The sequence below is a fragment of the Streptomyces sp. NBC_00019 genome, from assembly GCF_045041015.1.
Taxonomy (GTDB): Bacteria; Actinomycetota; Actinomycetes; order Streptomycetales; family Streptomycetaceae; genus Streptomyces.
Map to the genome: position 1 here is coordinate 3,521,084 of NZ_CP108302.1, position 23,919 is coordinate 3,545,002.

The window sequence follows — 23,919 nt, forward strand, 5'->3', positions numbered from 1 at the left end:
GCCCTTCCCATGGGAGGAGAGAAGCACCGGTGAAGGAACTCTTCGGCGAGCTCGCCGACGGCACCGAGGTCCACCGCTGGTCGCTGGAGAACGGCGGCACCCGTCTGAAGGTCCTGTCCTACGGCGGGATCGTGCAGTCCCTGGAGGTCCCCGACCGGCACGGCCGGTACGCCGACGTCTCCCTCGGCTTCGCCCGGATCGAGGACTACGTCGCCTCCAGCCCGTACTTCGGGGCGCTGATCGGCCGCTACGGCAACCGCATCGGCAAGGGCCGCTACACCCTGGACGGCGAGACGTACCAACTGTCCGTGGACGACGGTGAGAACAGCCTGCACGGCGGCGCCGAGGGCTTCGACCGGCGGGTGTGGGACGTCCAGCCGTTCACCGAGGGCACCGACGTCGGCCTGCGCCTGTCCTACACCTCCGCCGACGGCGAAATGGGCCACCCCGGCACGCTCCGGGTGAAGGCGACGTACACCCTCACCGAGCACGGCGACTGGCGCATCGACTACGAGGCCACCACCGACAGGGCGACGGTCGTCAACCTCACCAGCCATGTCTACTGGAACCTCGCCGGGGCGGGCAGCGGCACGATCGAGGACCACGAGCTCCAGCTCGCCGCGTCCCGCTTCACACCCACCGACCCGGGTCTGATCCCGACCGGTGAAGTGGCCCCGGTCGAGGGCACCCCGTTCGACTTCCGCCAGACCAAGCCGATCGGCCGGGACCTGCGCGCCGGGCACCCGCAGCTGCTCGCCGCCAAGGGCTACGACCACAACTGGGTGCTGGACAAGGGCGTCACGGCCGAGCCGGAGCACGTCGCGACCCTCCACGACCCGTCCTCCGGCCGCACCCTGAGGATCGCCACCAACGAACCGGGCCTGCAGTTCTACTCGGGCAACTTCCTCGACGGCACCCTGGTCGGACCGGGCGGACGCAACTACCGTCAGGGCGATGCGCTGTGCCTGGAGACACAGCACTATCCTGATTCCCCGAACCACCCGTCGTTCCCGTCGACCGTGCTGCGGCCGGGCGAGACGTACCGCACGACGACGATTCACTCGTTCCACGCGTGACACCGCGTCACCTGTGAAACTTCTTCACAGGTAGCACACAACTTCTTACCGATTTCTCAGCGGTTGAACAGCGCCTCCGCAGCCTTCGTATGTATGGGCGGCCCGTGCTCCCCCGCGCGGGCCACCTAAAGACGACGGTCCCGGTCGTCCCCACCGGGTCCGCCCCATACGGAGGTTCCATGGCCGAGAACGTCACCTCGCTGTTCCGAGCCACCGCGGCACACAGCCCCTCGATGGCGGCGCTGACGCGGGCGGCCGGCGACGGGGCGGGCCCGATCGACTTCTGTATTCCGGTCAATCCGTACTTCCCCACACCGGGGATGTGGGACGAGATGTCCAGCCGCCTCCGCGACATCATCACGTACTACCCGAGCAGCGCCGACACCATCACGTCCGAGCTGTGCAATCTGCTCCAACTTCCGCCGCAGGCCGTGGCGATGGGCAACGGCTCGACCGAACTCATCACCTGGATCGACCACCTGCTGGTCCGTGAGTCCCTCGCCATCCCCGTCCCCACCTTCGGCCGCTGGACCGACCAGCCGATGGAGACCGGCAAGCGCGTCGACATGTTCCCGCTCCAGGAGTCCAGCGGCTTCGCCCTGGACCTCGCGCAGTACGCCGAGTTCATCCGGGCCAGGGGGACCCGGGCGGCCGTCATCTGCAACCCGAACAACCCCGACGGCGGCTTCCTGCACAAGCACGCGATCGTGCAGTTCATGGACGCGATGGCGGATCTGGACCTGATCGTCATCGACGAGAGCTTCCTGGAGTTCGCCGACGCGGAGGCGGAGCCGTCGGTGGTGCAGGAGGCCATGCTGCGGCCGAACGTCATCGTCCTGCGCTCGCTCGGCAAGAACTTCGGTCTGCACGGCATCCGCTTCGGCTACATGGTCGCCAACCCGTCGCTCGCCGGCCGGGTCCGCTCGATGCTGCCGAAGTGGAACCTCAACGCCTTCGCCGAGTACGTGGTGTTCATGCTCAAGGAGCACGGCGCCGAGTACGCGCAGAGCCTTCAGCAGGTCTACCGGGACCGGCTGGACATGTCGAGCCAGCTCGCCTCGCTGCCCGGTCTCACCGTCTACCCCTCGCAGGGCAACTTCCTCTTCGTGCGCCTCCCCGTGGGTGCCGAAGGCACCGTGGTCCGGGACCGACTGCTCACCGAGCACCGGATCCTGGTCCGCGAGTGCGGCAACAAGATCGGCTCATCCAGCCGCTTCCTGAGACTCGTGGTGCGCCCCCAGGTGGACGTCCGTCGCCTGGTGTCCGGCCTGGAACAGGTGCTCTACGGGACCAGGAGGGGAGCCGCCGTGCCCGAGCTGGCCAACGGGACCAGTTACAGCTCGGGTACGGCGGCCGTGGACCGGCTGGTCGGCTCCACGAACGGCGCGGGGGCGCCGCTTGCTCCGCAGGTTCAGCCGATGCCGGTCGCCGCACCGATGCCGGCTGCCGCCGCCGCTTCCTACGACCAGTCGAACGGGTACGGCACGCCGATGCCGATGCCCACGCCCATGCCGATGCCGATGCCCACGCCCGCGCCCATGCCGGCCGCCGCGCAGATGCCGGTAGCACCGGCGGCCGCGGCTCCGTCGCCGTTCGCCGCGCCTCAGGGGCCCACCCCGCCCGGGGTTCCCGCACGGGGTGGGCTCACTGCGGCGCAGGTGCGGGGGACTAACGGGCTTACGCCCGCCCCCGCGTCGGGGTGGCCCAACGCTCAGGCTCAGAGTTGGCCCAACGCTGCGGGGATGGGGCAGACCGGCTGAGTTTCGTCCGCGGGTGCGTGGGGGCTGGTCGCGCCCCGCGGCGGAGCCGCAAATCGATACAGCCCCGCGCCCCTTTCGGGGCGCGCCACGGCTAGACCGGGTTTAGTTTCCACTGTTGGCAGTTGTTGTTCAGCCACGTCCATTGGCGTACGTCCGCCGCGTCCGCCGTCGAGCAGTTCGCCACGTCCGCCACCTTGCCCGTGGCCTGGTTGACGATCCTCACCCAGCTGTTGTCCGTGACCACGAAGCGGAAGCGCTGGCAGGTGTTGTTCAGCCAGGTCCACTGGCGCAGGTCGGCGCCGTCGGCGCTGGAACAGTCGGCGGTGTCCAGGACCTTGCCGGTGGCCACGTTGACGAGGCGGCTGGTGTCGTCACCCTGGTCCTCGATGCGCCACTTCTGGTTGTTGCCGCCGCTACAGGTGTACTGCTGGACGTTGGCGCCGTCGGCCGTCGAACTCCCGGCGACATCAAGGCACTTGCCGCTGTTGCGGTTGGTGATGGTGTACGTCGTGGAGGTGGCCGAGGGTTCGCCCGAGGGGCCGGTCATGCTCGCGCCCAGCGCTACCGGTGTGCCGAGGTTCGGGGTGCCGTCGGAGTTCCAGGTGAACTTCTGCGCCCGGGTCGTACGGCCGTTGTCGCAGCCGTCGGAGGCGGAGTCGTTGGCGTGGTAGACGATCCAGTTCTCGGTGCCGTCGGGTGAGGTGAAGAAGCCGTTGTGGCCCGGGCCGTAGACGCCCGCCGAGTCGTTGCGCTGGAAGACCGGTGTGGACTTCTTCGTCCAGGAGGAGGCCGCCAGCGGATCGGAGCCCGTCAAGGTCAGCTGGCCGAGCTTGTAGTCGGGGGTCCAGCAGCCGCTGCCGGAGTAGACGAGGAAGGTCCGGCCGTTCCGCTGGAGGATCTCAGGACCCTCGTTGACCGTGCCGTTGCGCTCCCAGTCGTACGTCGGCGTCGAGACGGTGGAGAAGCCGGTGGCCAGGGTGTACGGGTTGGACATCCGGGCCGCGACGATGTTCTGCGTACCGCCGCCGCTCGCGCTGCCGAACAGATACAGCTGGCCGTTGACGGTCGCGACCGTCGGGTCCAGCATCCAGGCGGAGTTGAGCTGGTTCTTGTAGGTGTACGGGCCCGTCGGGTCCGACCCCGCGCTCTCCAGGACGTGGGTGCGCTGGGTGGGGTTGTAGTCGGAGACGTCCTGCCCGGCGACGTAGTACAGGTACCACTTGCCGTTGATGAAGTGCATTTCGGGCGCCCAGATGTTGCAGCAGCGCGAGGCGGCGTCGCCCGTCCACACCTGGAGGTTGGGCGCCGTGGCGAGCCCGGCCAGGGTGGCGGACTTGCGCATGGTGATGATGTTGGTCCAACTCGTCGTCAGCAGGTAGTAGTTGCCGTCGTGGTACGAGATCCAGGGGTCGGCGCCCTTCTGCGTCTTGACCGGGTTGGCGAACGAGGCCGCGCTCGCGGAGGACTGCCCGAGCGTAAGGGCGAGGACCAGCGCGGCCAGCAGGGTCAGTAGGCGACGGGCCATCCGCTGCTCCAGTTCAGAAGGTTGATGCCGAGTTTGGGGGTGCCGTTGTCGTTGCCGTCGTAGTAGTGGTAGACGATCAGGTCACCGTCGGAGTCGCTCGTGATCGACTGCCCGCCGGGGCCGATGTACCGCCCGTGCGACTCGAGGACGGGCGTCCCGCCGTTGTTCATCATCGAGACGCCGTTCTTGTCGTAGTACGGCCCGGTGACGCTGGTGGCGCGGCCGACCTTGACCTTGTACGTGGAACTGGTGCCGGCGCAGCAGGTGTCGTACGAGGCGAAGAGGTAGTAGTAGCCGTTGCGCTTGACGATGTACGGCGCCTCGACGGCCTTGGTCCCGGTGGGGCGGGACGCGAGGGAGTACCGGGTGGTGCTGGAGGAGAGCTGCTTCCCGGTGCCGGGGTCGATCTGGATCATCTTCAGCCCGGTCCACCAACTGCCGAACGAGAGCCACCACTTGCCGTCGCTGTCGACGAACAGATTCGGGTCGATGGCGTTGTAGTCGCTCGACGTGGTGGAGGTGTAGACCGTGCCGTAGTCGGTCCAGGAGCCGGGCAGTCCGGTGGTCGAACCGGCGAGCCCGATGGCGGACTTGTTGGACCCGAAGGTCGAGACGGCGTAGTACATCAGGTACTTGCCGCCGTGGTACGAGATGTCGGGCGCCCACGCCTCCGTGGCGTACGACGACCACCAGCTCGGTTTGGCCGTGAAGGCGTCGCTTCCGGCCGAGAAGGCGATCCGGTCGGTCGAGGTCCTGTAGCCGAGTCCGCCGCCGGTGCCGTAGAGCAGGTAGCGGCCCGCCGATGTGCGGATCATCGTCGGGTCGTGGACGACGGTGGCGCCGGTGACCGTCCCGGGGTTGGGGTACGCGGAGGTGCTGCTGGGGATCAGGGCGAGCAGGAGGGCTGCGGGGAGGGTGAGGAGGGTGGTTCGGACGCGCGAGGTGCGGCTCACACGGGCCTCCTTGACGGAAGAGGGGGGAAGCGTCCGAGATATCGGACGGCGATCGTCAATTCGGACGGACCGTAGAATCGAATCCCTTGCGCGTCAACAGCCCGGACCTTCACAGGAGTTCGCAGCCGAATAAATCTTGTACCGCGGGCACTTCAGTGACCGTCGGCGTGCCCCGTGCCCGCGCTCAGAGGTCGTCCACATCGACCAGCCCGTCCTGGATGGCGCGGGCCACCAGGCTTGCCTTGGTCCGCGCGGGGCGGCCGACGTTCGCGTACTTGATGCGCACCCGGTCCAGATACGAGTTGACGGTCCGTACGGAGATGCCGAGACGCTGCGCGACCAGCTCCTTCGACTCCGACTGGAACCACTCGATGAGCACGTTCTCCTCGCGCAGGGAGAGCTGAGGACGGTCCGCGCGGGTGTTCGTTCCCAGCGCGCCGGCCAGCGCGGGCGGCATGTAGGGCCGCTCGTCCGCTGCTGCCAGCGTCGCCTCGACCAGGTGCTCCCGGCCCTCGCTCTTGGTCAGATAGGTCGCGGCTCCCAGGTCCAGGCAGTTGAGCGCGGTCTTCTCGTCGTCCCGCATCGAGTACACGACCACCTGCCGCCCGGCGTCGACGAGTCTTCGAAGGTCGCCGAAGGCGGGGCCGCCCTCGCCCAGTTGCAGATCGAGAACTACGACATCGGCCGTGCTGCCCGGCTCGGTCCAGGCTTCCCCTACGGAGTCGCCGGCCGCGACCACGGTGATGGGGCGCCGCGACGCGGCGAACCACGCCTCTATGCCGGAGAGGATGGCGGGATGGTCGTCGACGACGACCACGCTGACCGGTGCGTTGTCACTCATGTCAGGTCAACTCCGGAGGCCGCCGGTCTTCTCCAGCCGGCATCCACCCACACACTTTCCCCGCGCGTTGTTCTGACCACGGACACCTCGGCGTCCGTGGCACGGCCGGGCGTCCGATCGGTTTCTCCCGTGCCGCTGCCGCCGGCGCAGTCCTCGCTGACCACGCTCACGCGTACCGCGGGGGGTGTCCATACGACGGTCACCCGCGCGGTCGAGCGGGTACGGCCCAGAATCACCGCCACCGGGTCGACCAGCTCCCTGCGCACCTCCACGGGCACCTCCCCCGGCCGTCCTCGCACGGCCAGGCTCACCGTCACCCCCTGGTGCTCGGCCACCTCCACGCACGCCCGCAGCTCGTTCAGCAGCGGGTCCAGGACGGCATCGCTCTCCGCGAAGAGGCGGCGCATACGGGCGGCTTCCACGCCGCATCGCAGCCTGATCTCCTCGTCGTGCGGGCTCAGCACACCGTGCCCGAGGCCCACGAGCAGCGGCACCGTCGTCGCCGTCAGCGCGCGGTAGCGCTCCTTGTGATCACGCTGCATGTCCTCGTGGATGCGTTCCCGGGTACGCAGTTCCTCCTCCCGTGCGGCCGCGATCCCCGCCGCCGGCGCCGTACCGTGCAGCAGGTGCGTCATCAGTACACCGACGGAGAGCTGGAAGCCGCAGCTGGCTATCGTGGAGATCCCCAGGACGGCCGACGCCGCCGCGGTCGGCGCACCCGACAGGAACACAGCGGTCGCGTTGAGCCCCACATGCGCCCCGAGGAACGCCGCGTACGCCCCGACCCGCAGGTCTGCCAGCAGGAACAGCGCATGCCAGCCGACCACTCCGAACGCCCAGTCCGGCGCAGCTGTCGACTGGTCCGGCGGGAGCGTGAACGCGCATACCGCCGAAACGGCCAGCACCGAGCCGAGGCTCCACCAGCGCACCCTCGGCGGGATCCGCCTGCCACGCAGCAGATAGACACCCCCGACCACTGCGACGGCGGCAAGGCAGACGAAGGCGGCCGTCTGGGCCCACGCGGGGCGGTACACGTCCTGGTGGACCACGAGCCGGCGCAGCGAGACGGTGAACTGCCACACCAGGCTGATCAGCAGCACGGCCAGTTGGGTCCCGTAAAGAAGCCGCCCGCGAATGAAGCGGACGTCAGCCGTGTGCTGTACCTGGGCACGGGGCGGACGCGGTACGCCGGTCGCCTGCCCTGCGCCCCCTGCCTGTGACGCCGGGGCCCGGCCGTGCCAGCGCCACTGCACGCGGGTCCCGGTGCCCGGCTGTGAGGTGACGGAAGCGGAGCCTCCGACCGCGTGCATCCTGCCGATGACGGAACCGGAGATGCCCCGGCGCCGTGCCGGGACGGACTCCGGGTCGAAACCCCGTCCCGCGTCGGACAGTTCGACGACGACACCGTCCCCCTCTGTCCATGCCCTGAGCTCCGCCTCCCGCACCCCGGCATGGCGTGCCACATTGGTGACGGCCTCCCGGACCCCGTTGAATATCGCGAGCCCCGGACCGGACGGCATCGCGAGCGGGCCCTCGATGTGCGTCTTGAGCCGCACCCTGGCCTGCCCCTCACCCTCGGGCACACAGTCGAGAAGCGCCGCGAGGTCGACGCTCCCGGTCTCGAATCCGGGTACGGCGGACATCGCCTCCAGATCCTGTCTGGCACGCGGAGGCAGCCACGACCAGTCCCGGCCGTCACCCTGGGAGACCATCAGCAGCGTCGCGCTCGCCGTGTCGTGCAGGGTCGCCAGGTACTCACGCTCGGTCGCCCTGCGTGCGGCGGCGACCTCCGCCTCCCGCCGCACCGCCGCCCTGGCCGCCGCCGACCGGTCGGCCGCCCTGGCCAGCGCCCGGACGATGAGGTAGGCGGCCCTCGACAGGCCCACCTGGATCAGCATGCGCACCAGGGGTACCACGTCGGGGCTCTGCCCGGGCGAGGAGAGGACGTCGCCCAGCGCGGAGACGGCAGCCCCCAACGCGGCCAGGGCAGCCCCGGCCACCGGTCGCGTCGCCCACTCGTACTGGAAGGCGACGACGCTGATGCCGACGATCGCCTCCACCATCACATCCGCGCCCTCGCCGCCGAGCACGGGTTGGGACAGCCCCGTCAACACCACCACGGCCGCGTCCAACGTCCACAGCAGGGCGGAGGGGAACAGACGCGGGCGGCGCAGCGAGTAAAGGCGCACACCACAGGCGAGGAAAGCGGGCACCAGCAGAGACACCACCAGGGGAAGCTCCGCCGGGTCCGCCAAGACGATGCCCAGCGCACCGCACAGGCAGACCACGATGGACCGGAGCCACACCCCGAACCGCTCGAGGGCCAGGTTCAACAGGCGCTCACTGGATCTGGGCCCGTCTGCCGGCTCAGCAGCCCCGTCCCCGTTCCCCTCGTGTCCCCCAGGCCCCATAGAACAAGGGTAGTTGACCGACGAACAAGGCCGAGCACCCCTTCCGGTGTGTGCGGCGGCCGTTCCTTGTGGGGCAAACGACCGGCACACCCGGCGACCGGGCCTGGCTAGCGTGTCCGTCGTACGATGCCGGCCGACGACACAGGCTCCCCGGCCGCGAACTGAGAGAGACGGCATTGAGAAGAAGCGCCCTGCGGTGGCCGATACCGATCGTCGCGATCATGGTGGGCCTGACCTTGTTGACCGGCTGCGCCATCGACAAGGGCACGGCACTCGCGGCGGGTTTCGAGGAACACTGGGCCGGCACGCCGGACGTGACGAAGATCCACACCACCAAGAACAACACACTGCCCTTCGCCGGGACGTCGACCGGCACGCTGATCCTCAAGGACGGCACTTCGGCCGACCGCGTGACCGAACTGGCGGGCGAGATGCGGGAGTACGTCGCCCGTCACGACAAGGTCACCGGCCGGATCACGGCGGACGGCATCACCTTCACCGTTGCCGCGGACGAGGGGCGCACCGGCGAGGTCCTGGCGCTGTGGCGGTCGCTGACGGCCGACGACCGGGTGGTGAACGGCGACATCCATGACGCGCCCTGGAAAAAGGCAACCGACCGCTGGCGGATCGAGGTCGCCTCGGTCGATGCCACCGGCGCGTTGGCGGTGTTCAAGGACATGCTCGCCGGGGGCGACCGGCACCGGCCACTCTCTGGCGTGATGGTCCTGAAGGTCAGAGGGCCGGGGCTCTTCGTGGAGACCGACTTCAACGACGGTTTCCCCGCTGAGGCGATCGCCGCGTACGAGGCGGTGCTCGCTCGGTACCCGGTCGTCGGCGCGGGTGTGCGACGCGATGCCGTGTCCGGATCGGCGGTGAGCATCGTCGTGGCGAAGAGCGCGGACCGGGACCATGCCGACGAACTCGCCAGGAGGGCGGCGCCGAACCTCGGTGCCGCCGTCGAGGTCAGCAGCGACAGGGGCGACTGAGCGCCGGCTGTTTTTTGTGGTGCAAACGACCGGCACACTCAGCGACCGGGCCGGGCCACTGTCCGGAAAAGCGTTCGCATCCGGTACAGAAAATCCACATTCAGTAACGGGGGAATTTCCATGCAGAAACTGCAGAGACGGCTCACGCTGTTCCTCTCCGCGGTGCTGACAGTTGCCATCACCATGCTCACGGTCACACCGGCCAGTGCGGCGCCGACCCGGTCGAACGGGTCCGGTAACCGGGTCATCTTCGTCCACGGGTTCGCTCCGTCCGGCAAACACGACTGCGCCGACTACTTCCGTTCCGCCCGGACACATTTCGCGAACAAGGGGTGGAGGGGAAACCTGCTCACCTTCGGCTACTACTCGGGCAACACGAACTGCTCGTACAACTACAGGGGCAACCGTGACACGCCCCTGAAGACCGTGGCCAAGGCGTTCGCGAACTACGTCTACGACAACTATTCGAGCAAGGGCATCAAGGTCGATGTCGTCGCCCACTCCATGGGCGGTCTCGTCGTCCGCGCCGCGCTGCACTACACCTACCAGCGCGCCTCGGGTTTCCCGCGCGGCAACCTCTACATCGAGGACGTCGCCACGCTCGGCACCCCGCACGGTGGAACCAACTACCCCTGTCCGATCCTGCTGCAGTGTTTCGACATGAAGCCGGGCAGCTCGTTCCTGAAGAGTCTCCCGAGCGGCATGCCGAATTCCCGCGGCCTGGGCACTGACTGGACCACCGTTTCGTCGTACGACGACGGAATCGTCTCCGAACATTCCGGCATCGCCGGCGTCGCGGAGCACGAAGTCCAGTACGACGACGGAATCGGCCACAACGAACTCAGGACCATCCGCTCCGGAACGCACAAGAGCAGGATCAAGCACGCCGCACGGGGCAACGTGTGGAGCAGTTGGGGCAATCGCGTCTCTCCCCTGGAGCAGGCCCGCCTGGCGGTGCTTTTCCACTCCACGACGTGATCACGGGAGGTGCGGTCGTCGTAATCAAGGGCGACCGCACCTACCTTTTCATCTCAGCCGCGTCTGCGGCTCGCACAGAGGGAACAGATCCTTGCGGAAATTCAGAACGTCCCTGATGGCTTTTGGCGCCACGGCCGCGGTCGTCGGGGGCGGCCTCGTCGGCGCACCCGCCGCCCAGGCCGCGGCCACCTGGCAAGCCCACGACAAGAACTGCAAGACCCTCAAGGGCGCCGACGCCCAGAGCGCCGGTTCGGTCTGCGCGGAGGTGCAGAAGCGCGTCACAGACACCGGCGCGGTCAACGGTTACCGCGCGAGAGTCACCGTCACCCCCACCACGGGTCACTGGCTGAAGCCGACCACCTATGTCTGGAGCTCGGACGGTGCCGTGAGCCAGGTCTGCTCGGGCGGCTGCGCCCAGCAGACCTCCGCGTGGACCTCCACGTGGTCTCCGGTCAAGACCACCGCCGGGACGTACTACGTTCGGGGCGAGATCTCCGGCGGCTACGTCTTCGACGTCGCCGCCTCCTGGAGCAGTTGGGCGAAGGTCGCCGAGAAGTGCGCCACCTACGCCGCCGGCAAGGTCTGTGTCCACCGGCATGAACGCGGTTACCGGGACACCTTTCAGGAGCGTGCCAAGCTGACGGTCGCCCCGGCCGCAGGCAAGTGGATCGAGCCGCGGTGGGTCCGGGTCGGCACCGTCATGAACGGCACCGACACCCACAAGACCCGCGACCTCTGCGACCCGTCCTGCACCCGGCGCACCGCCGGCTGGTCCACCACCGTGAGCCGGACCATGCCCGGTCTCGCCAGCTCTTTCGAGCTCTACGCGTCCGCCCGGGTCGCACTCCCCTCCGGAGACGTGAAGACCATCAAGGCCTCGCTCACCGACTGACTGACCTTCAGTTGACCTTCATCAGTGGTCGTTCTCCAGATGCAGCTTCAGCAGATCCACGCCGTAGTCACCGCCGTTGGGCGTGCGGATGATGGTGTGGATGTGCTGCTGGGTGGGGTTGCGGTTCTGGGTCTCGTAGGCGATCGGGGACTGGGCGTCGTACTCGATCAACACCACCGGGCTGTGTACGCGGTAGTAGAAGGCGGAGCTGTCCTTGGTCTCGCCGATCCAGTAGAAGTACGTGTCGTCGAGGTGGTCCTCGACCTCCGACATCTTCACGTCGGCGTGTCCGTCGCTCATGTTGCCGACGTAGACGCGGACCAGGTCGAGGAGGTCGTTCTTCTGGGCTTCGGTCCAGCCCTTGGCAGCCAGACCCTGGTAGGCGAGCTTGGCGTTGTCCTGACCGGCACCCGCCTTGAAGTTGTCGCCGGCCTTGGTCTCCGAGGAGATGACCTTCTTCTGCTGCGCGGAGGTCAGTGAGCGCAGGAGCGTGAGCCCAGCCTTGGTCTCCTTCTTGAAGGTGGTGATCTTCTCGCCGTTGTAGGTGGCGGAGGTCGGCTCGGAGCCCATGAAGGTGGGGGTCATGACGACCTGGTCGCCGAGGACGAAGTAGTTGATGGCCAGATGGTGGCCCTCGTACTGGAAGCCCCACGGCTTGCTGGTCGACGGCGTGCCCATGAAGGTGAAGAAGTACGAGCCCTCGGTGAGAGTGTCCTTGCCGCCGCCGCTGTAGTCGCCCAGGTAGGCGTTGAGCTTCATGATGTTGCGGGTCTGGGTGAGCCCGTCGGCGGAGAGGGCGGTGCCAAGGAGGGCGTAACCGAGGTTGCGCTGCTTCTCGGTCAGGTCTCCCATACGGGCGCCCTGACGCTCGTAGCCGTCGACGTTGCTCCACTTCAGCCACTCGTCGTCGTCCACGTCGAAGACGGAAGCCTTGCGCTCCTTCGTCGTCAGGCCGTCCAGGAAGGCCTGGGCGGCCTTGACGATCTTGTCGGTGGAGACGTCGGTGGAGTGGATGGAGTAGAGGTCGTCGACGACCTCGCCGTCGGTGGTGACGCCCACGAAGTCGGCGTACTTCACCTCGGAGGCGCCAGGGCCCATGCCGCCACCGGCTCCGCCGGAAGGCATACCGGAAGGGGCGCCGCTCGGGGCGGCGGAGGACGAGGCGGAGCTCGCCGTGTCGGAAGAGTCGGAGGAACAGCCGGTCATGGTCGCCATCGCGGTGACTCCGCCGGCGAGCAGCGCCTTGTTCATGAACCAGCGGCGGCTGCGTTCGGCTTCGGGGGTACGGGGTCGGTGTCCGTGCATGGGGAGCAGACTCCATGCCCTACCTGAAGCGTTCCTCGGAGAACCCTGTGAATGGGCAGGTCCACCTCGGCCCGTACGGTCTTCGCGGGCGGTTCCCGGTCCAGCACCTCCCACCGGTCCGCGAGCGCGTCGACGAGTGCCAGGCCCCGGCCGTCGGCTTCGAGGGGCCCTGGCATTCGTACGGCGTCGGGGGCGGGCGGACGCCGTTCAGCGCGGGTGTCGGTGACCTCGACGCGCACGCTGCCGGTGACGAGCGCGAGCCGCAACTCGAAGTCCCGCCCGGGGACCCGGCCGTGGGCGACGGCATTGGCGGCGAGCTCCGCCACGATCGCCGCGACGCTGTCCGAGGCGTCGCTGCCGTACGGGATGCCCCAGGTGTGCAGCTGGTTCAGGGCGAGGTGTCTGGCGAGGCGGGCGGCGCGTGGAGTGGGACTGAGGCGCTGCACGAACGTACGTACGGTAACTGGATGGGGTGGCGTGGGGGGTGCGGTCATGAGGCCCAATCTGGCGAACCTGAGGGCCAATTCTCCAGGTGGACGCCACGTACGCTGCGCGAGAGTACACGGTGACGGGGTGGACAGTACACGTCACTGGCCGTGACCATGAGCGCGGGAGGTGACCGACTGTGGTCGATGGTGGCGGTGAGCCGGAGTCGTCGGACAGCATGCGGACGTTCGGGGCGGTGTTGCAGGCGTTGCGGGAGCATGCGGGGCTGAGCCGGGAGGAGTTCGGCGATCTCGTGGGGTTCTCCAAACACACGGTGGCGTCCGTGGAGTTGGGGCGCCGGATGCCGGACGTGGTGCTCGTGGAACGGGGCGAGGAGGCTACGGGGAACACGGGGGCGTTGAGGAAATCGTTCCCGAAGCTGGCGCGTCAGCCGGGATTGGCGGCGTGGTTCCGGCAGTGGGCGGCGCTGGAGCAGATGGCGATCACTCTGTACACCTACGAATGCCGCATGGTCCCGGGGCTGTTGCAGACGGAGGCATACGCGCGGGCCCTGTTCGTCGGCCAGTTGCCGCCACTCGACGACGCTCAGATCGAGGAGCGGTGGACTGCCAGGGCAGAGCGGCAGAAGTTGCTGCGCGAGCGGCCGAACACCGCGTTCAGCTTCATCTTGGAGGAGCACCTGTTCTTGCGGCGCACGGGCGGAATCGACGTCACCCGTGAACTCATCGATCACGTGCTGGAGATCGGGACGTTGCGGAACGTCGACATCCAGCTCATGCCGCTGGCACACGGTACCCACGCCGGGCTGGCGGGCCCCATGCAGTTGCTGGAAACTCCCGAGATCCGGAGGTTCGCGTACAACGAAAGCCAGCGCGCCGGGTTGTTCATCAGTGACCCGCAAGAGATCAGCGTCCTCCACAGGCGGTATGCCACGATGCGTTCTCAGGCTCTCACCCTCCAAGACTCCGTGAGCCTGTTGGAACGGATGCGAGGAGACCTATGAGCAACGACGAACTGGCCTGGTTCAAGTCGAGCTACAGCAGCAGCGGCGACGGCGACTGCGTAGAAGTCGCCCTCACCCCCGCCACCATCCACATCCGCGACTCCAAGGACCGCCAAGGCCCTCAACTCGCCCTCTCCCCCACCACCTGGCAGGAGTTCCTCACCGCGGGCGCCCCCCGTCAGGGGATGTTGTAGTAGTCGACCATCTTGTCGGCGAAGGCGGCCCAGGCGTTCGTGCTCTGAGGACCCCAGATGCCGTCGACCTTGCCGGCGTTGTAGCCGTTGTAGTTCAGCATGCGCTGCAGAGCCTTCTTGGTCTGAGTGCCGGGGGTCCCGTTGATGGGGCCCTCGTAGTCGTTGTAGATGGCCAGAACCTGCTGTATTCCAATCCAGCTGTTCGTTCCCAATTCGCCGTCGATAGGGCCGCTGTAGAGACCGTGAAACCGCTTGAGCCAGGTCTGTACGCCCTTGGCCTTACGGATGGTCAGACCGAGGTTGACAACGGCCTGCGCCCCGACCTCGCCCTCGGCCATGGCCGGTTGGCTCGCCCGCGCGGTGGTGGCGGCCTGCGGGGCCGCGAAGCCGGGTGCTGCGCCGGCGAGGGTGCCGAACGCGAGAGCCACGGCGACGGCGGTGGGAACGAGCGTCTTTCGGAGAATCCTTGTACTCATGGCACTTCCTTCTCGTGGGATGGTGTCAGCCGCAGGCGTTCGCCTTCGAGCCGTTGTTGTAGGCGGCGGAGATCCAGCCCCCGGTGGCCGGGTTCCGGAAGTAGTACGCGCCGTGGTCCGACTTGCCCCGCAGGAACGTCACCGACCGCGCGGAGTCGCCGTAGTAGACGTACTGCAGGGTGCTGTTGTAATCGCCCCCGAACCGCAGCCCGTTGTCGGCGTTCGCGAAACTCTGGGTCTCGGCCCTGCCGGAATGCAGCGTGTCCCAGCTGCGATCCACATTCCACTTACGGGTTGCCTCTTGCGTACCGGAACCGAATACGCAGTCGATGCTGCTGACGTTCGGGAGGTAGCCGTCGGCCCAGAGGATCCACTGCCACAGCCCCGCCACGTTCGTGGTGTTGCCGTAACCGATCGGCCCCTCGTCGTTCCAGTCGTTCTCGAAGCCGTTGCTGAGCCCGGGGTCTGCGTCGACATATCCCTCACCGGCAGCCGACGCCGGCGTGGTACCGGACGACAGGGTGAACGCCAGGGCGGCGACGGCAGCCAGCGACACCTTCTTGAACTTGGACATACGGGTCTCCTTACGGCTGGGTCAGTGCCTGTTCGAGGACGCCGGCATAGAGCTGGGCTCCCGCGATGTTGGGATGGAACGACTTCATCGAGGCGCCGCTGCTGTCGGCCTTCGAATGATCGATGAGCACAACCCCGTGGATGGCCTCGTTAGCTGGAGTAGTGCTGCAGATCGCCCGTCCTGCAAAGGCGGCCCGGGGATCGGCGAACACCGCGTTGGCGAGGTACTGGGAGTTGGCGTCGGCCACCGCGGCCGACATCTGGGTCGCCAGCCGGTCCGCGACGCCGTTCAGCCAGATCGTCTCCGAATCGTTGACGAGCGGGGGGCTGCTGCACGACTGGTCCGGGTCGAGCAGAGCGGGATATCCCATCAGGACGATGCGGGCGTTGGGCGCCTGCTCATGAATCGCGCGCAGCGTGGCGGTCAGACGCGGTCTGATCTCGTTCCGTATCCAGTTGGGCACCCACTCACTCAGTCGGCCGGTGGTGCCCCCGGTCTCCGCTCCGGTGTCCGGGTCCCAGGCCGGGATGCCGGTCGGGTCCTTCTGGCAGTCCTCGGTGAAGGTTCCGATGAGGCAGTGCTCGATGATCGGGCCGAACCCGGAGTCGTTTCCTCCGATCGACAGAGTGACCAGCGTGGTGTTCTGGTCGAGATAGCCCTGCTTGATCTGGGGAAGCTCGCTGTTCTTGCTGCGGTTCAGGATGTTGTAGTGCTGGGCGCCGGAGCAGGCGATGAACTGGTAGTCCATGTCCGGGCTTCTGCTGTCCGCCATCTTGCCGATGGAGTTGGCGTACAGCGGCAGCGTGGCCACGCGGGACCATGCCTTGGTCGACCGGTGACAGGCGTTCTTCGTGGCCGGGTTGCTCTCGTTGTAGTAGTCGCTCTCGGGGTAGTAGTCGTCGCCCGCCTTGACGGTGACGCCTTCCCCGGACGAGAACGAGTCGCCCATGGCCACGATCTGGTTGGCCGGCTTGCCGCCCAGCGGTTCGAAGCCGACGGCGTCCCAGGCCACGTCCTCGGTTCCGTTGCCGTCCTTGGTGATGTTGGAGAGCCGCACCTGGGGCGTGTCCACGAAGTTGAACGCCCCGAGCGAGAGCCACTTGTTGGACATGACCCGCTGTGGCTTGACCCGGGTCGGGCTCGTGGAATCGGTGCCGAGGACGGTGTAGGAGGCCTGGCGGGTGTGCGCTCCGTGATCGGGTACGTGCACCCAGACCCGCATCCAGCCCCGTGCCTCCGGGCGCAGGGTCCAGGTACCGGTCACCTTCGGCTTGGGGGGTTCCGACGAGGGCTGCCGGTAGGTGTGCGAGAACCAGAAGTGGTTGTCGTACCCGGCGCCCAGCTGATGCAGGTCCATGCGCCCCGAGGGTGAGGGGAAGTCGAAGGAGAAGGAGCCCGCCGATGTGGAGGCCCCGCAACTCCGTCCCGCACCGCCCATCGGGGTGATGCCCTCCGCCACGTCGTCGACAATGAGGGTTCCGCCCGGCAATCCGGCCGTGCACCGCGGCGGATAGGCGGTGCCGTCGGGCTGCTCGGGATAGGTCGTGTCGAACCGGTGCTGCGGGTAACCGCACTCGCGCAAGGACGGACCGCATTCCTTCCAGATCGCCGGCCCGTGGTACCAGCACTTCAGGAAGAGCGGGTCGTTGTCGTCCGTGGGGAGCAGACAGGGACCGTTCTCCTGCTCGTTGTCGTTCTCGATCAGGGTGGGATCGCAGTCGTTGACCATGCCGCTGCAGAACAGGCCGATCGGAGGCTTGGCATCGGTCTTGAACGCGTCGTTGTTCCAATAGCTGGGGCGGTAGCCGGCCGCGAACTCGCCGGGAGCAGTCATCGCGAAGAGGGGACGCGCCGCCCAGCCGATCACCTTCTCCGGATAGGGCCAGAACTGCGGGTTCCGGGCGTGGTCATAGTCGGCCTCGCCGGACGCGTTCTCCAGGAACGGAGTGCGGTTCTCCTTCCACAGCGGATTGGCCGGGTTGTTGGTCCAGCCGACGCCCCACTTACCGGAGTTGGCGGCCGCGGCGGACCGGGGATAGTAGCCGCTGTTGTAGGCCCACAGGGCGTAGAACCAGTTCTCGATCCAGCGCGGCTCACCGTTGTTGATGACCAGCCCGTCGGCCCGCGTCTGGTTCCACTTGTCGGCCAGGATGTCCGCGCCCTTGGCGATGTTCGCCGCGTAGTCGACCGCCACCGCCCGCTGCTGCAACTCGGTCATGGTCGGCTGGCCGTTCCCGGGAAGGCGCATGCCGTCGGTGACCTGGGTGACGCCGTAACCGCAGTCCGAATCCGCCCAGTTGATCGCCCAGGGGTCCGGCTGATCACCGTTGGGGGCGTAGTCGACGCCGTAGAAGTTGCCGATCAGCGGGTTCGCCGAGACGCCGGGGACGGCGAATCGGGTGGCCTGCCACATGTTGGACTCCTGCGCGGTGATACCGAGCAGGATCTGGGCGGGGATGTGCCAGTCGGCGCCGCTGCCCCCGGTCAGCTCCCGCAGCGGGAACAGGCTCTGGGGCGCGTAGGAGACGTTGATCCCGGTGTTCTTCCAGTTGGCGGATCGCGACGCCCCGGAATTGAGGTTGTCGACGACGGCCTGGTCGACGGCCCACTCGATCTGACGCGGCGTCGGCTGGAAGGCCTGCAGCTTCACGTTCCCCCGCGGCACCGAGCACGTCCGGTCCGCGTCGATCGGGCTCGCCATCACGGACATCTGCCCCGACGCGGAGGCTCCATCGGCCTTTGTCGGCTTCGGCAGCGCGGGGCTGATCGCGGTGGACGTCTGCTGGGCCTTGGTGCTTCCGACCCGTACCCCCGGCAGCGCGTCCAGCACCGTCGTCGTACCGGTGTCCAGCGCCTTGAGGGTGATCCGCGCCGGGCGGGCCGCGAGAGCGTCCTCCTGGGAGACCCGGGAGTCCTTGCCGTCCGCCCACGCCGTGGTCAGCGTCGCCGCACCGGCGCTGGAAACACGGGCGTCCTTGTCGATCCCGCCCGGATTACGGACCGCGCCGGGCAGCCTCGCCCCGGACTTGGCCTTGCCGGTGACGAAGACCTGGCCACCGGGGGTCCGGGCCAGGTCGAAGGCGGTCAGGTCGCCCTGGGCAAGCTGCGTGGCCTTGGGGTTGGTCTTGGCCTTGGCCTTGGCGCCCGCCGAGCGCACCTCGGCGGCGGTGACCCGGGAGACGGCGGCCTGGTCGGAGGCCGACTCCTTGCCGGAGGCCGACTTCTTCTTCCCGCCGCCGGGCAAGCGGTCGATGAACGTGACACCGCCGTCCGCGTCCGGCATGAGCTGGAACGGCACGGCATGCGTGCGGGCCACGGTCCGTACGGCCGACCCGTCGATGCGGACCACTTCCCGGCCGCGCGCGGCCACGATCCGGCCGTCCGCCACCGGCACCGCCGACGTGACCTGGCCGGTGATCTTCGCCTTCTCTGTACGGCCGTTGCGTGCGTCGGCCGTGATCAGACGGGTCTCGCTCTTCGCCGAACTCAGCTCGTCCGTGAACTGCGAGAACACTGCCTGGTCCCCGGTGCCGCAGCCCGGCGAGAAGTAGCCGAGGGTCGCCTGGAACGGCAGCTTGCGCACCGCGCCGCTGGTCAGGTCCACGATCGCGGTGAACGCGCCGCGGCTCATCAGCTCCGGCTTGTTGGTGAAGGTCCGTGGCGCGTATGCCACCGCCGCGTACCTGCCGGACGCGGTCACGCAGGCGTTGCCGATCCAGGTGTCCGTCTCGAACCCCGGCTCGGCGAGCGAGGCGGCGGTCCGCCACGCGTAGCCGTTCTTCTCGTCGGCCACCATCACATGGAAGCCGAGCGCGTCACCGGAGGTCGTGAACGCCCGGTCCTCGGACTCCTTGTAGTCCGAGCCCAGCAGCTCGGCCCGCTCCCCACGGGGAACGGCGGACGGCTTGGGACCGGCCTCCTGACTCGGTGCCTCGGCCGCACCGGTCGGCACGGCCTCCTTCGCGTCCGCCGGCGACGTCCCGAGACCACCGGCGGCCACTGCGAGCAGCAGCCCCATGATCACGGGCACACGGGCATGTCTGAAACCCCTGCGTCTCAACTTCCTGTCCTCACTGGGTGGGTGACGCCTCGACCGGGGCGTGCGAACACCGGCGAAGGCAGTGGTCGAGCAGTGGGTCAAGCAGTCGTTCAGCCGCCAGGAACGAAGCAGGTCGCGTAGGGCTGGTAGCTCGCCGTTTCCCACAAGTTCGAGCCCACACCCGCCTCAGGGTTCTCAAAACGGTAGGAGCCGGCGGCACTGCGTACGAACGTGACAGCGCGCGCCCTACCGAAGTAGGTGACCTCGCCCGTGCTTCCCCGGAGGTGGTTGTCCGCGATGCTGAAGGTCTGGCTGCCCACCTCGCCGTCTGCCCCCAGGCCCCATCGCGCCTGCAACCTCTTCGTCGCGTAGGTGGTGTTGGCGCCGAAATCGCAGTCGATGTCCGCGTAGTCGAAGACCGTGCCGTTCTGTTCGATGGCGCCCTCTGCCCACAAGACGTACTGCCAAAGACCGACCGCGTTGGACAGCTGATACCTGCCACCCGCCCAAAGAGGGCCCTCGTCCCCCCAGTCGTCGGTGATCGTGCCGCTGCCGAAGACGACCCCCTGCGAGATGTTCGCCGACGCGGGGCTCGTGCTCAGCGCCGTCACGCCCAGGGCGGCACATACGGCAAGCGCGGTCAAACCCTTCCCGATGGACATACGTTCCCCCGTTTTCTCAGAGTGGGAGGCGGCAGGGTTGCCTGCCTCGAACGACTCTGTACGACGGGGACAGTAGCCACGCCCGGTCGCCGGGTGTGCCGGTCGTTTGCCCCACAGGAAAAAGGGGACCGGCGTCCGTCTCGTTGAGGGAGTCACATCGACCGACACTCTGTCGGCATCCTGTCTCACAAAAACCTTGACGATCTGTCACTTTGCCTGACTGACAGCTCACCAACAGCATGCCTCCCTAAGGTGCCGTGTTCATGACAGACACTTCGGAAGCAACCCCCACCCCGATCGGGCGCCGCACCGTACTGATCGCCACCGGAGCCACGGCAGCCGCTCTCGCCGTGACCGCCGCCGCGCCCGAAGCCCCCACAGCCGACGCGGCCGACACCGCCCCTGTCGCCGCCGCGGCCGTCTGCACCCTCACGAAGGAGATGACCGAAGGCCCCTACTACCTGGACGGCGCGCTCGTCCGCGCCGACATCCGCGAGGACAAGACCGGCTTCCGGCTCAACCTCGCCCTCACCGTCGTCGACGACGACACCTGCGCCGTGATCCCCAACGCCCTCGTGGAGATCTGGCACTCCGACGCCCTCGGCGAGTACTCCGGCTACGTCGGCAACAACGGCCACAACGAGCCCGACAACGGCACCTTCCTGCGCGGCGGCGTCCTCACCGACTCCAGCGGCGTCGCCACCATCACGACCGTCTACCCCGGTTGGTACCGCGGCCGGTGCGTCCACATCCACGTCAAGGTGCACACCGGCGTCACACTCACCTCCGACGGCTCCTTCACCGGCGGCACCGAACTCCACACCGGACAGCTCTTCTTCGACGAGACGATCACCGCGAGAGTCGGCGCGCTCTCGCCGTACTCGGCGAACACGGTCACCCGCACCACCCTCGCCCAGGACTCCATCTACGACGAAGGAGGCGCCGCCTCTGGCCTCCTGACCCTCACCGCACTGGGCACTTCACCGTCGGCCGGCTATACCGGAACCCTGACCCTCGGTATCGAGCGCTGACCCTGTAGGTGCGTAACGCGGCGGCCGTTCCCCTTACACACGAAGGGGACGGCCGTCGTGCCGTATCCCCACCCCTCGGCCGCGACGGAACGGCCCCTTCCCTGTACCTGATCGGCAACAAACGTGCGCGACACTCGAGGTCAGCGTGGTTCGCGAGGCACACTCTGCTGGTCATCGCCAGTCGGCAGTGGCCGATCAGAGCGCATCACGGGGGACACCATGAGCATGCCTGCCCGCAAGAACCGTAAGCACCGCAGAGCCTGGAAGCCCTACGCGCTCGGCGTCGTGGCGGCGGCCGCGCTGCTGACGACCACGGCCTGTGAGCCGGGCACGGCGGACGCGGCCGGGTCCTCGAACTCGCCGAGCGCGACGAATTCGGCGACGCCGGGTTCGACCGCTACGGCGGATACGGGCGACGGCGGCGCCGAGCAGAGCGAGGACAGCTCCGAGATCCCTCTGTGCACCATGGAGGACCTCTCGGTCTCCGCCACGAACCAACCCGGCGAAGGCGAAGACGCCCGGTACATCCTCCTCACCGTCACCAACGCCGGCGACGGCAAGTGCGACGTCCAGGGCGCTCCCGTGGTCACGCTCGGCGATGCGCAGGGACCGGCCCCCGTGAAGGAGGAGACCGACTCCGGGGAACCCATCACGCTCGCTCCCGATGACAAGGCCTACGCCGGACTGCTGGCGACCGGCGGCCACATGGACACCTACGACGTGACGTTCATGAAACTCGGTCTCGGGAGCCCCGGCGGCGAAAGCGAGGCCGGCCCCGAGGTCGACGTCCCCATGCCCGTCGACTCGTTCCCCGCCGACGACGGCCAGTGGGTGAGCCACTGGCAGGGCACCGAGGGCCTCGCCATGCGTCCCGTCACACAGTCCTGACGCCGAGGCCCACACCGAGCCACCGCGGCCCGGTCAGGCATCGGGCAGCCCAGCCCGTGAAATGACTCTCCCTGTGTCCCGCCACCGACAGCGGGACACGGGGAGAGCCTTTCCACTACAGCCCTACGACTGCTCTACGACTGCCTTACGACTCCGGACACTCCTTCCACGCCATGTGGTACACCGTGCTGATGTCCCCGTCCGTCGAGTCCATCGTCATGAAGCTGACCTTGCTCGCGGAGCTCGTCCCCGCGTTGACCCGGAGCTCCGTGTTGATGTTGAAGTTGCGCTGGACTCCACAGGGCGCCCAGACCAGTTGGGCCCAGTCGGTGGTGTCCGTCGCCTGCCAGTTGTCGTTGTACGGGCCGCTGAAGGGGTGCGACCGGGACGCCGTGCTCGGTGAGCCCTGGAAGTAGTACGACGCTCTCTGTGTGGCGCTCGCCCCCGACTGGAGGGCGGCGAAGCCCCGGTAGTCGGCGCTGGCGATGGCGTACGTGAAGCCCTGCGGGACATGGACGATCAGGTTGAGCTGACAGTTCTTGCGGAAGGACGTCGGGTCCGAGTTGCCGCCCGCCTGGGCGAGGTAGTCGCTGTACGTCACCGTGAACGCCGTGTTGTCCTCGGAGACGGCGACCGCGGTCGTACCGGCCGGGCAGCCGGAGCCGTTCACCGTGGCGACCTTGATGACGATCTTGTCCGGCGGCGGGTCCTCGAACCCCTCGGACGGGCCCTGTGCGGGCAGTGCGGTGGTGAGCAGAGCGGCGAGCGCGCCGCCCAGCAGGAGTCCACCAGCCATGGTCTCTCCCTGAAGGGTTGGGGGGTGGTTGGTTGCACCCCGGACCGTAGGGAGAGACACACCTCGCGGTCAGGTCGAACTCAAGCCATTCACAGGTGCGGTTTTCACAGTTTCTTCACAGTGTCTGAACTCTGCGGAAATAAGGGGCCGTTGACGAATCCGTCCCCAGCTCATTCACAGCCGCACATCAAGGAATTCTTCAGCCGACCCTCTAACTTCGCTCGGCATGACGGGAAACCACGAGCACGACGACGAGCAGCGGCCCGGCCGGCACCGCAGGGACAAGGGCCTCCAGCGCCGCCGTGTCCTGATCGGCGGCGGCACCGTGGCGGTGGCGGGCGGCCTCGCGGCCGCCGGTCTCGCCTCGGCCGGCCCGGGCCGGAGCGACAAACCGACGAAGGGAGCCACCACCGGCGCCGCCTCCGCCTCCACCGAGGCCTCCACTTCGGCGACCAGCAGTGTGTGCGTGCTGAACGCCGAGGTCACCGAGGGTCCGTACTCCCTTGAAGGCGCCCTCGTCCGCGAGGACATCCGCGAGGACAAGGAGGGCTTCGAGGTCCAGTACACCTTCACCGTCGTCGACGTGGCCGACGACTGCGCCCCGCTCGCCGACGCCCTGGTCGAGATCTGGCACTGCGACCACCTCGGCGAGTACTCCGGCTTCGTGGGCGGCAACGGCCACACGGAGGAGGACAACGGCACGTTCCTGCGCGGTGGTCAGCTGACCGACGAGAACGGCGAGTGCAACATCACCTCGATCTGGCCCGGGCACTACGTCTCGCGCGCCGTGCACGTCCATATGCGGGTGCACACGGACGTCACGCTCACCGACGACTCGTACACCGGCGGCGAGATCATCCACACCGGTCAGCTCTTCTTCGACCAGGACATCAACACCGAGATCCAGGCGACCTCGCCGTACACCGCGAACACCACCCAGGAGACCCTGCTGGAGGACGACGGCATCTACGACGACGGCGGCGCCTCCTCCGGTCTGCTGACCCTGAGCGCGCTGGGCTCCGGCGTGTCCGACGGCTACAAGGCGACCCTCACCGTGGGCGTCAACAGCGACTGACGGTCAG

The 23,919-nt window shown here is 67.9% G+C and carries 21 protein-coding genes; 10 read left to right on the top strand and 11 right to left on the bottom strand.

Going from position 1 to position 23,919, the window contains the following annotated elements; translation table 11 throughout:
* Positions 1 to 29: 29 nt before the first annotated feature.
* Entirely contained in the window at positions 30 to 1,076 is a 1,047-nt protein-coding gene (locus OHU89_RS16795; RefSeq protein WP_405643757.1) for an aldose epimerase family protein, read from the top strand.
* A 179-nt stretch (positions 1,077 to 1,255) separates the two neighbouring features.
* Positions 1,256 to 2,836, top strand: a complete 1,581-nt coding sequence (locus OHU89_RS16800) for a pyridoxal phosphate-dependent aminotransferase (RefSeq protein ID WP_405643760.1) — start codon at positions 1,256 to 1,258, stop codon at positions 2,834 to 2,836.
* A gap of 91 nt (positions 2,837 to 2,927) precedes the next feature.
* Here the strand turns inward: OHU89_RS16800 and OHU89_RS16805 are convergent, their stop codons facing one another.
* From OHU89_RS16805 to OHU89_RS16820, 4 genes are all read right to left on the bottom strand, one after another.
* Complete coding sequence (locus tag OHU89_RS16805) at positions 2,928 to 4,361, bottom strand: family 43 glycosylhydrolase (RefSeq protein ID WP_405643763.1); 1,434 nt, start codon at positions 4,359 to 4,361, stop codon at positions 2,928 to 2,930.
* Positions 4,343 to 5,314: an arabinan endo-1,5-alpha-L-arabinosidase gene (locus tag OHU89_RS16810; protein ID WP_405643764.1), complete on the bottom strand. Its 972-nt coding sequence runs from the start codon at positions 5,312 to 5,314 to the stop codon at positions 4,343 to 4,345. Before OHU89_RS16810 ends, OHU89_RS16805 begins: the two co-directional genes overlap by 19 nt.
* Before the next feature lie 184 nt (positions 5,315 to 5,498).
* Positions 5,499 to 6,155, bottom strand: coding sequence for a response regulator (locus OHU89_RS16815; protein ID WP_405643767.1), 657 nt, complete (start codon positions 6,153 to 6,155; stop codon positions 5,499 to 5,501).
* On the bottom strand, positions 6,152 to 8,488 hold the full coding sequence (locus OHU89_RS16820) for a sensor histidine kinase (RefSeq protein WP_405643770.1): 2,337 nt from the start codon (positions 8,486 to 8,488) through the stop codon (positions 6,152 to 6,154). The genes OHU89_RS16815 and OHU89_RS16820 overlap by 4 nt, the downstream gene beginning before the upstream one ends.
* Positions 8,489 to 8,787: 299 nt before the next feature.
* On the opposite strand from OHU89_RS16820, the gene OHU89_RS16825 reads away from it, so the two are divergent.
* From OHU89_RS16825 to OHU89_RS16835, 3 genes are all read left to right on the top strand, one after another.
* A complete protein-coding gene (locus tag OHU89_RS16825; RefSeq protein ID WP_405643773.1) occupies positions 8,788 to 9,552 on the top strand; it encodes a hypothetical protein in 765 nt (254 codons plus the stop codon).
* 120 nt (positions 9,553 to 9,672) lie between these two features.
* Positions 9,673 to 10,530, top strand: coding sequence for an esterase/lipase family protein (locus tag OHU89_RS16830; protein WP_405643775.1), 858 nt, complete (start codon positions 9,673 to 9,675; stop codon positions 10,528 to 10,530).
* A 115-nt stretch (positions 10,531 to 10,645) separates the two neighbouring features.
* Complete coding sequence (locus OHU89_RS16835) at positions 10,646 to 11,422, top strand: hypothetical protein (RefSeq protein ID WP_405643778.1); 777 nt, start codon at positions 10,646 to 10,648, stop codon at positions 11,420 to 11,422.
* A 21-nt stretch (positions 11,423 to 11,443) separates the two neighbouring features.
* Here the strand turns inward: OHU89_RS16835 and OHU89_RS16840 are convergent, their stop codons facing one another.
* On the bottom strand, positions 11,444 to 12,727 hold the full coding sequence (locus OHU89_RS16840) for a DUF3500 domain-containing protein (RefSeq protein ID WP_405643781.1): 1,284 nt from the start codon (positions 12,725 to 12,727) through the stop codon (positions 11,444 to 11,446).
* Entirely contained in the window at positions 12,670 to 13,221 is a 552-nt protein-coding gene (locus tag OHU89_RS16845) for an ATP-binding protein (protein WP_405643784.1), read from the bottom strand. The genes OHU89_RS16840 and OHU89_RS16845 overlap by 58 nt, the downstream gene beginning before the upstream one ends.
* A 170-nt stretch (positions 13,222 to 13,391) precedes the next feature.
* Here OHU89_RS16845 and OHU89_RS16850 point away from each other — a divergent pair, with 170 nt between their 5' ends.
* Positions 13,392 to 14,177: a Scr1 family TA system antitoxin-like transcriptional regulator gene (locus tag OHU89_RS16850; protein WP_405654519.1), complete on the top strand. Its 786-nt coding sequence runs from the start codon at positions 13,392 to 13,394 to the stop codon at positions 14,175 to 14,177.
* Complete coding sequence (locus OHU89_RS16855; protein WP_405643787.1) at positions 14,174 to 14,371, top strand: DUF397 domain-containing protein; 198 nt, start codon at positions 14,174 to 14,176, stop codon at positions 14,369 to 14,371. The genes OHU89_RS16850 and OHU89_RS16855 overlap by 4 nt, the downstream gene beginning before the upstream one ends.
* On the opposite strand, the gene OHU89_RS16860 is transcribed toward OHU89_RS16855, so the two are convergent.
* The 4 genes from OHU89_RS16860 to OHU89_RS16875 form a co-directional block, all read right to left on the bottom strand.
* A complete protein-coding gene (locus OHU89_RS16860) occupies positions 14,356 to 14,847 on the bottom strand; it encodes a peptidoglycan-binding protein (RefSeq protein WP_405643790.1) in 492 nt (163 codons plus the stop codon). The two genes, OHU89_RS16855 and OHU89_RS16860, sit on opposite strands and share 16 nt — an antisense overlap.
* A 25-nt stretch (positions 14,848 to 14,872) precedes the next feature.
* Positions 14,873 to 15,421, bottom strand: a complete 549-nt coding sequence (locus OHU89_RS16865) for a hypothetical protein (RefSeq protein ID WP_405643793.1) — start codon at positions 15,419 to 15,421, stop codon at positions 14,873 to 14,875.
* A 10-nt stretch (positions 15,422 to 15,431) separates the two neighbouring features.
* Positions 15,432 to 19,451: a GDSL-type esterase/lipase family protein gene (locus OHU89_RS16870; RefSeq protein ID WP_405643796.1), complete on the bottom strand. Its 4,020-nt coding sequence runs from the start codon at positions 19,449 to 19,451 to the stop codon at positions 15,432 to 15,434.
* Between the two features lie 119 nt (positions 19,452 to 19,570).
* Entirely contained in the window at positions 19,571 to 20,122 is a 552-nt protein-coding gene (locus tag OHU89_RS16875) for a peptidoglycan-binding protein (protein ID WP_405643799.1), read from the bottom strand.
* Positions 20,123 to 20,385: 263 nt separating this feature from the next.
* Here OHU89_RS16875 and OHU89_RS16880 point away from each other — a divergent pair, with 263 nt between their 5' ends.
* Together OHU89_RS16880 and OHU89_RS16885 are read left to right on the top strand one after the other, a co-directional pair.
* Entirely contained in the window at positions 20,386 to 21,153 is a 768-nt protein-coding gene (locus OHU89_RS16880) for an intradiol ring-cleavage dioxygenase (protein ID WP_405643802.1), read from the top strand.
* A gap of 219 nt (positions 21,154 to 21,372) precedes the next feature.
* Positions 21,373 to 22,041: a DUF4232 domain-containing protein gene (locus OHU89_RS16885; protein ID WP_405643805.1), complete on the top strand. Its 669-nt coding sequence runs from the start codon at positions 21,373 to 21,375 to the stop codon at positions 22,039 to 22,041.
* A 145-nt stretch (positions 22,042 to 22,186) separates the two neighbouring features.
* Here the strand turns inward: OHU89_RS16885 and OHU89_RS16890 are convergent, their stop codons facing one another.
* Positions 22,187 to 22,837 (bottom strand): DUF4360 domain-containing protein, encoded by a 651-nt coding sequence (locus OHU89_RS16890; protein WP_405643807.1) that lies wholly within the window; start codon positions 22,835 to 22,837, stop codon positions 22,187 to 22,189.
* A gap of 226 nt (positions 22,838 to 23,063) precedes the next feature.
* Between OHU89_RS16890 and OHU89_RS16895 the strand changes: the two genes are divergently transcribed.
* On the top strand, positions 23,064 to 23,912 hold the full coding sequence (locus OHU89_RS16895) for an intradiol ring-cleavage dioxygenase (protein WP_405643809.1): 849 nt from the start codon (positions 23,064 to 23,066) through the stop codon (positions 23,910 to 23,912).
* Positions 23,913 to 23,919: the final 7 nt, after the last annotated feature.

Coding starts and splice junctions, on each gene's coding strand:
- OHU89_RS16800 (WP_405643760.1), top strand. CDS start 1,256: ATGGCCGAGAACGTCACCTCGCTGTTCCGAGCCACCGCGGCACACAGC.
- OHU89_RS16805 (WP_405643763.1), bottom strand. CDS start 4,361: ATGGCCCGTCGCCTACTGACCCTGCTGGCCGCGCTGGTCCTCGCCCTT.
- OHU89_RS16815 (WP_405643767.1), bottom strand. CDS start 6,155: ATGAGTGACAACGCACCGGTCAGCGTGGTCGTCGTCGACGACCATCCC.
- OHU89_RS16825 (WP_405643773.1), top strand. CDS start 8,788: ATGGTGGGCCTGACCTTGTTGACCGGCTGCGCCATCGACAAGGGCACG.
- OHU89_RS16830 (WP_405643775.1), top strand. CDS start 9,673: ATGCAGAAACTGCAGAGACGGCTCACGCTGTTCCTCTCCGCGGTGCTG.
- OHU89_RS16835 (WP_405643778.1), top strand. CDS start 10,646: ATGGCTTTTGGCGCCACGGCCGCGGTCGTCGGGGGCGGCCTCGTCGGC.
- OHU89_RS16840 (WP_405643781.1), bottom strand. CDS start 12,727: ATGCACGGACACCGACCCCGTACCCCCGAAGCCGAACGCAGCCGCCGC.
- OHU89_RS16845 (WP_405643784.1), bottom strand. CDS start 13,221: ATGACCGCACCCCCCACGCCACCCCATCCAGTTACCGTACGTACGTTC.
- OHU89_RS16850 (WP_405654519.1), top strand. CDS start 13,392: ATGCGGACGTTCGGGGCGGTGTTGCAGGCGTTGCGGGAGCATGCGGGG.
- OHU89_RS16855 (WP_405643787.1), top strand. CDS start 14,174: ATGAGCAACGACGAACTGGCCTGGTTCAAGTCGAGCTACAGCAGCAGC.
- OHU89_RS16860 (WP_405643790.1), bottom strand. CDS start 14,847: ATGAGTACAAGGATTCTCCGAAAGACGCTCGTTCCCACCGCCGTCGCC.
- OHU89_RS16865 (WP_405643793.1), bottom strand. CDS start 15,421: ATGTCCAAGTTCAAGAAGGTGTCGCTGGCTGCCGTCGCCGCCCTGGCG.
- OHU89_RS16875 (WP_405643799.1), bottom strand. CDS start 20,122: ATGTCCATCGGGAAGGGTTTGACCGCGCTTGCCGTATGTGCCGCCCTG.
- OHU89_RS16880 (WP_405643802.1), top strand. CDS start 20,386: ATGACAGACACTTCGGAAGCAACCCCCACCCCGATCGGGCGCCGCACC.
- OHU89_RS16885 (WP_405643805.1), top strand. CDS start 21,373: ATGAGCATGCCTGCCCGCAAGAACCGTAAGCACCGCAGAGCCTGGAAG.
- OHU89_RS16890 (WP_405643807.1), bottom strand. CDS start 22,837: ATGGCTGGTGGACTCCTGCTGGGCGGCGCGCTCGCCGCTCTGCTCACC.
- OHU89_RS16895 (WP_405643809.1), top strand. CDS start 23,064: ATGACGGGAAACCACGAGCACGACGACGAGCAGCGGCCCGGCCGGCAC.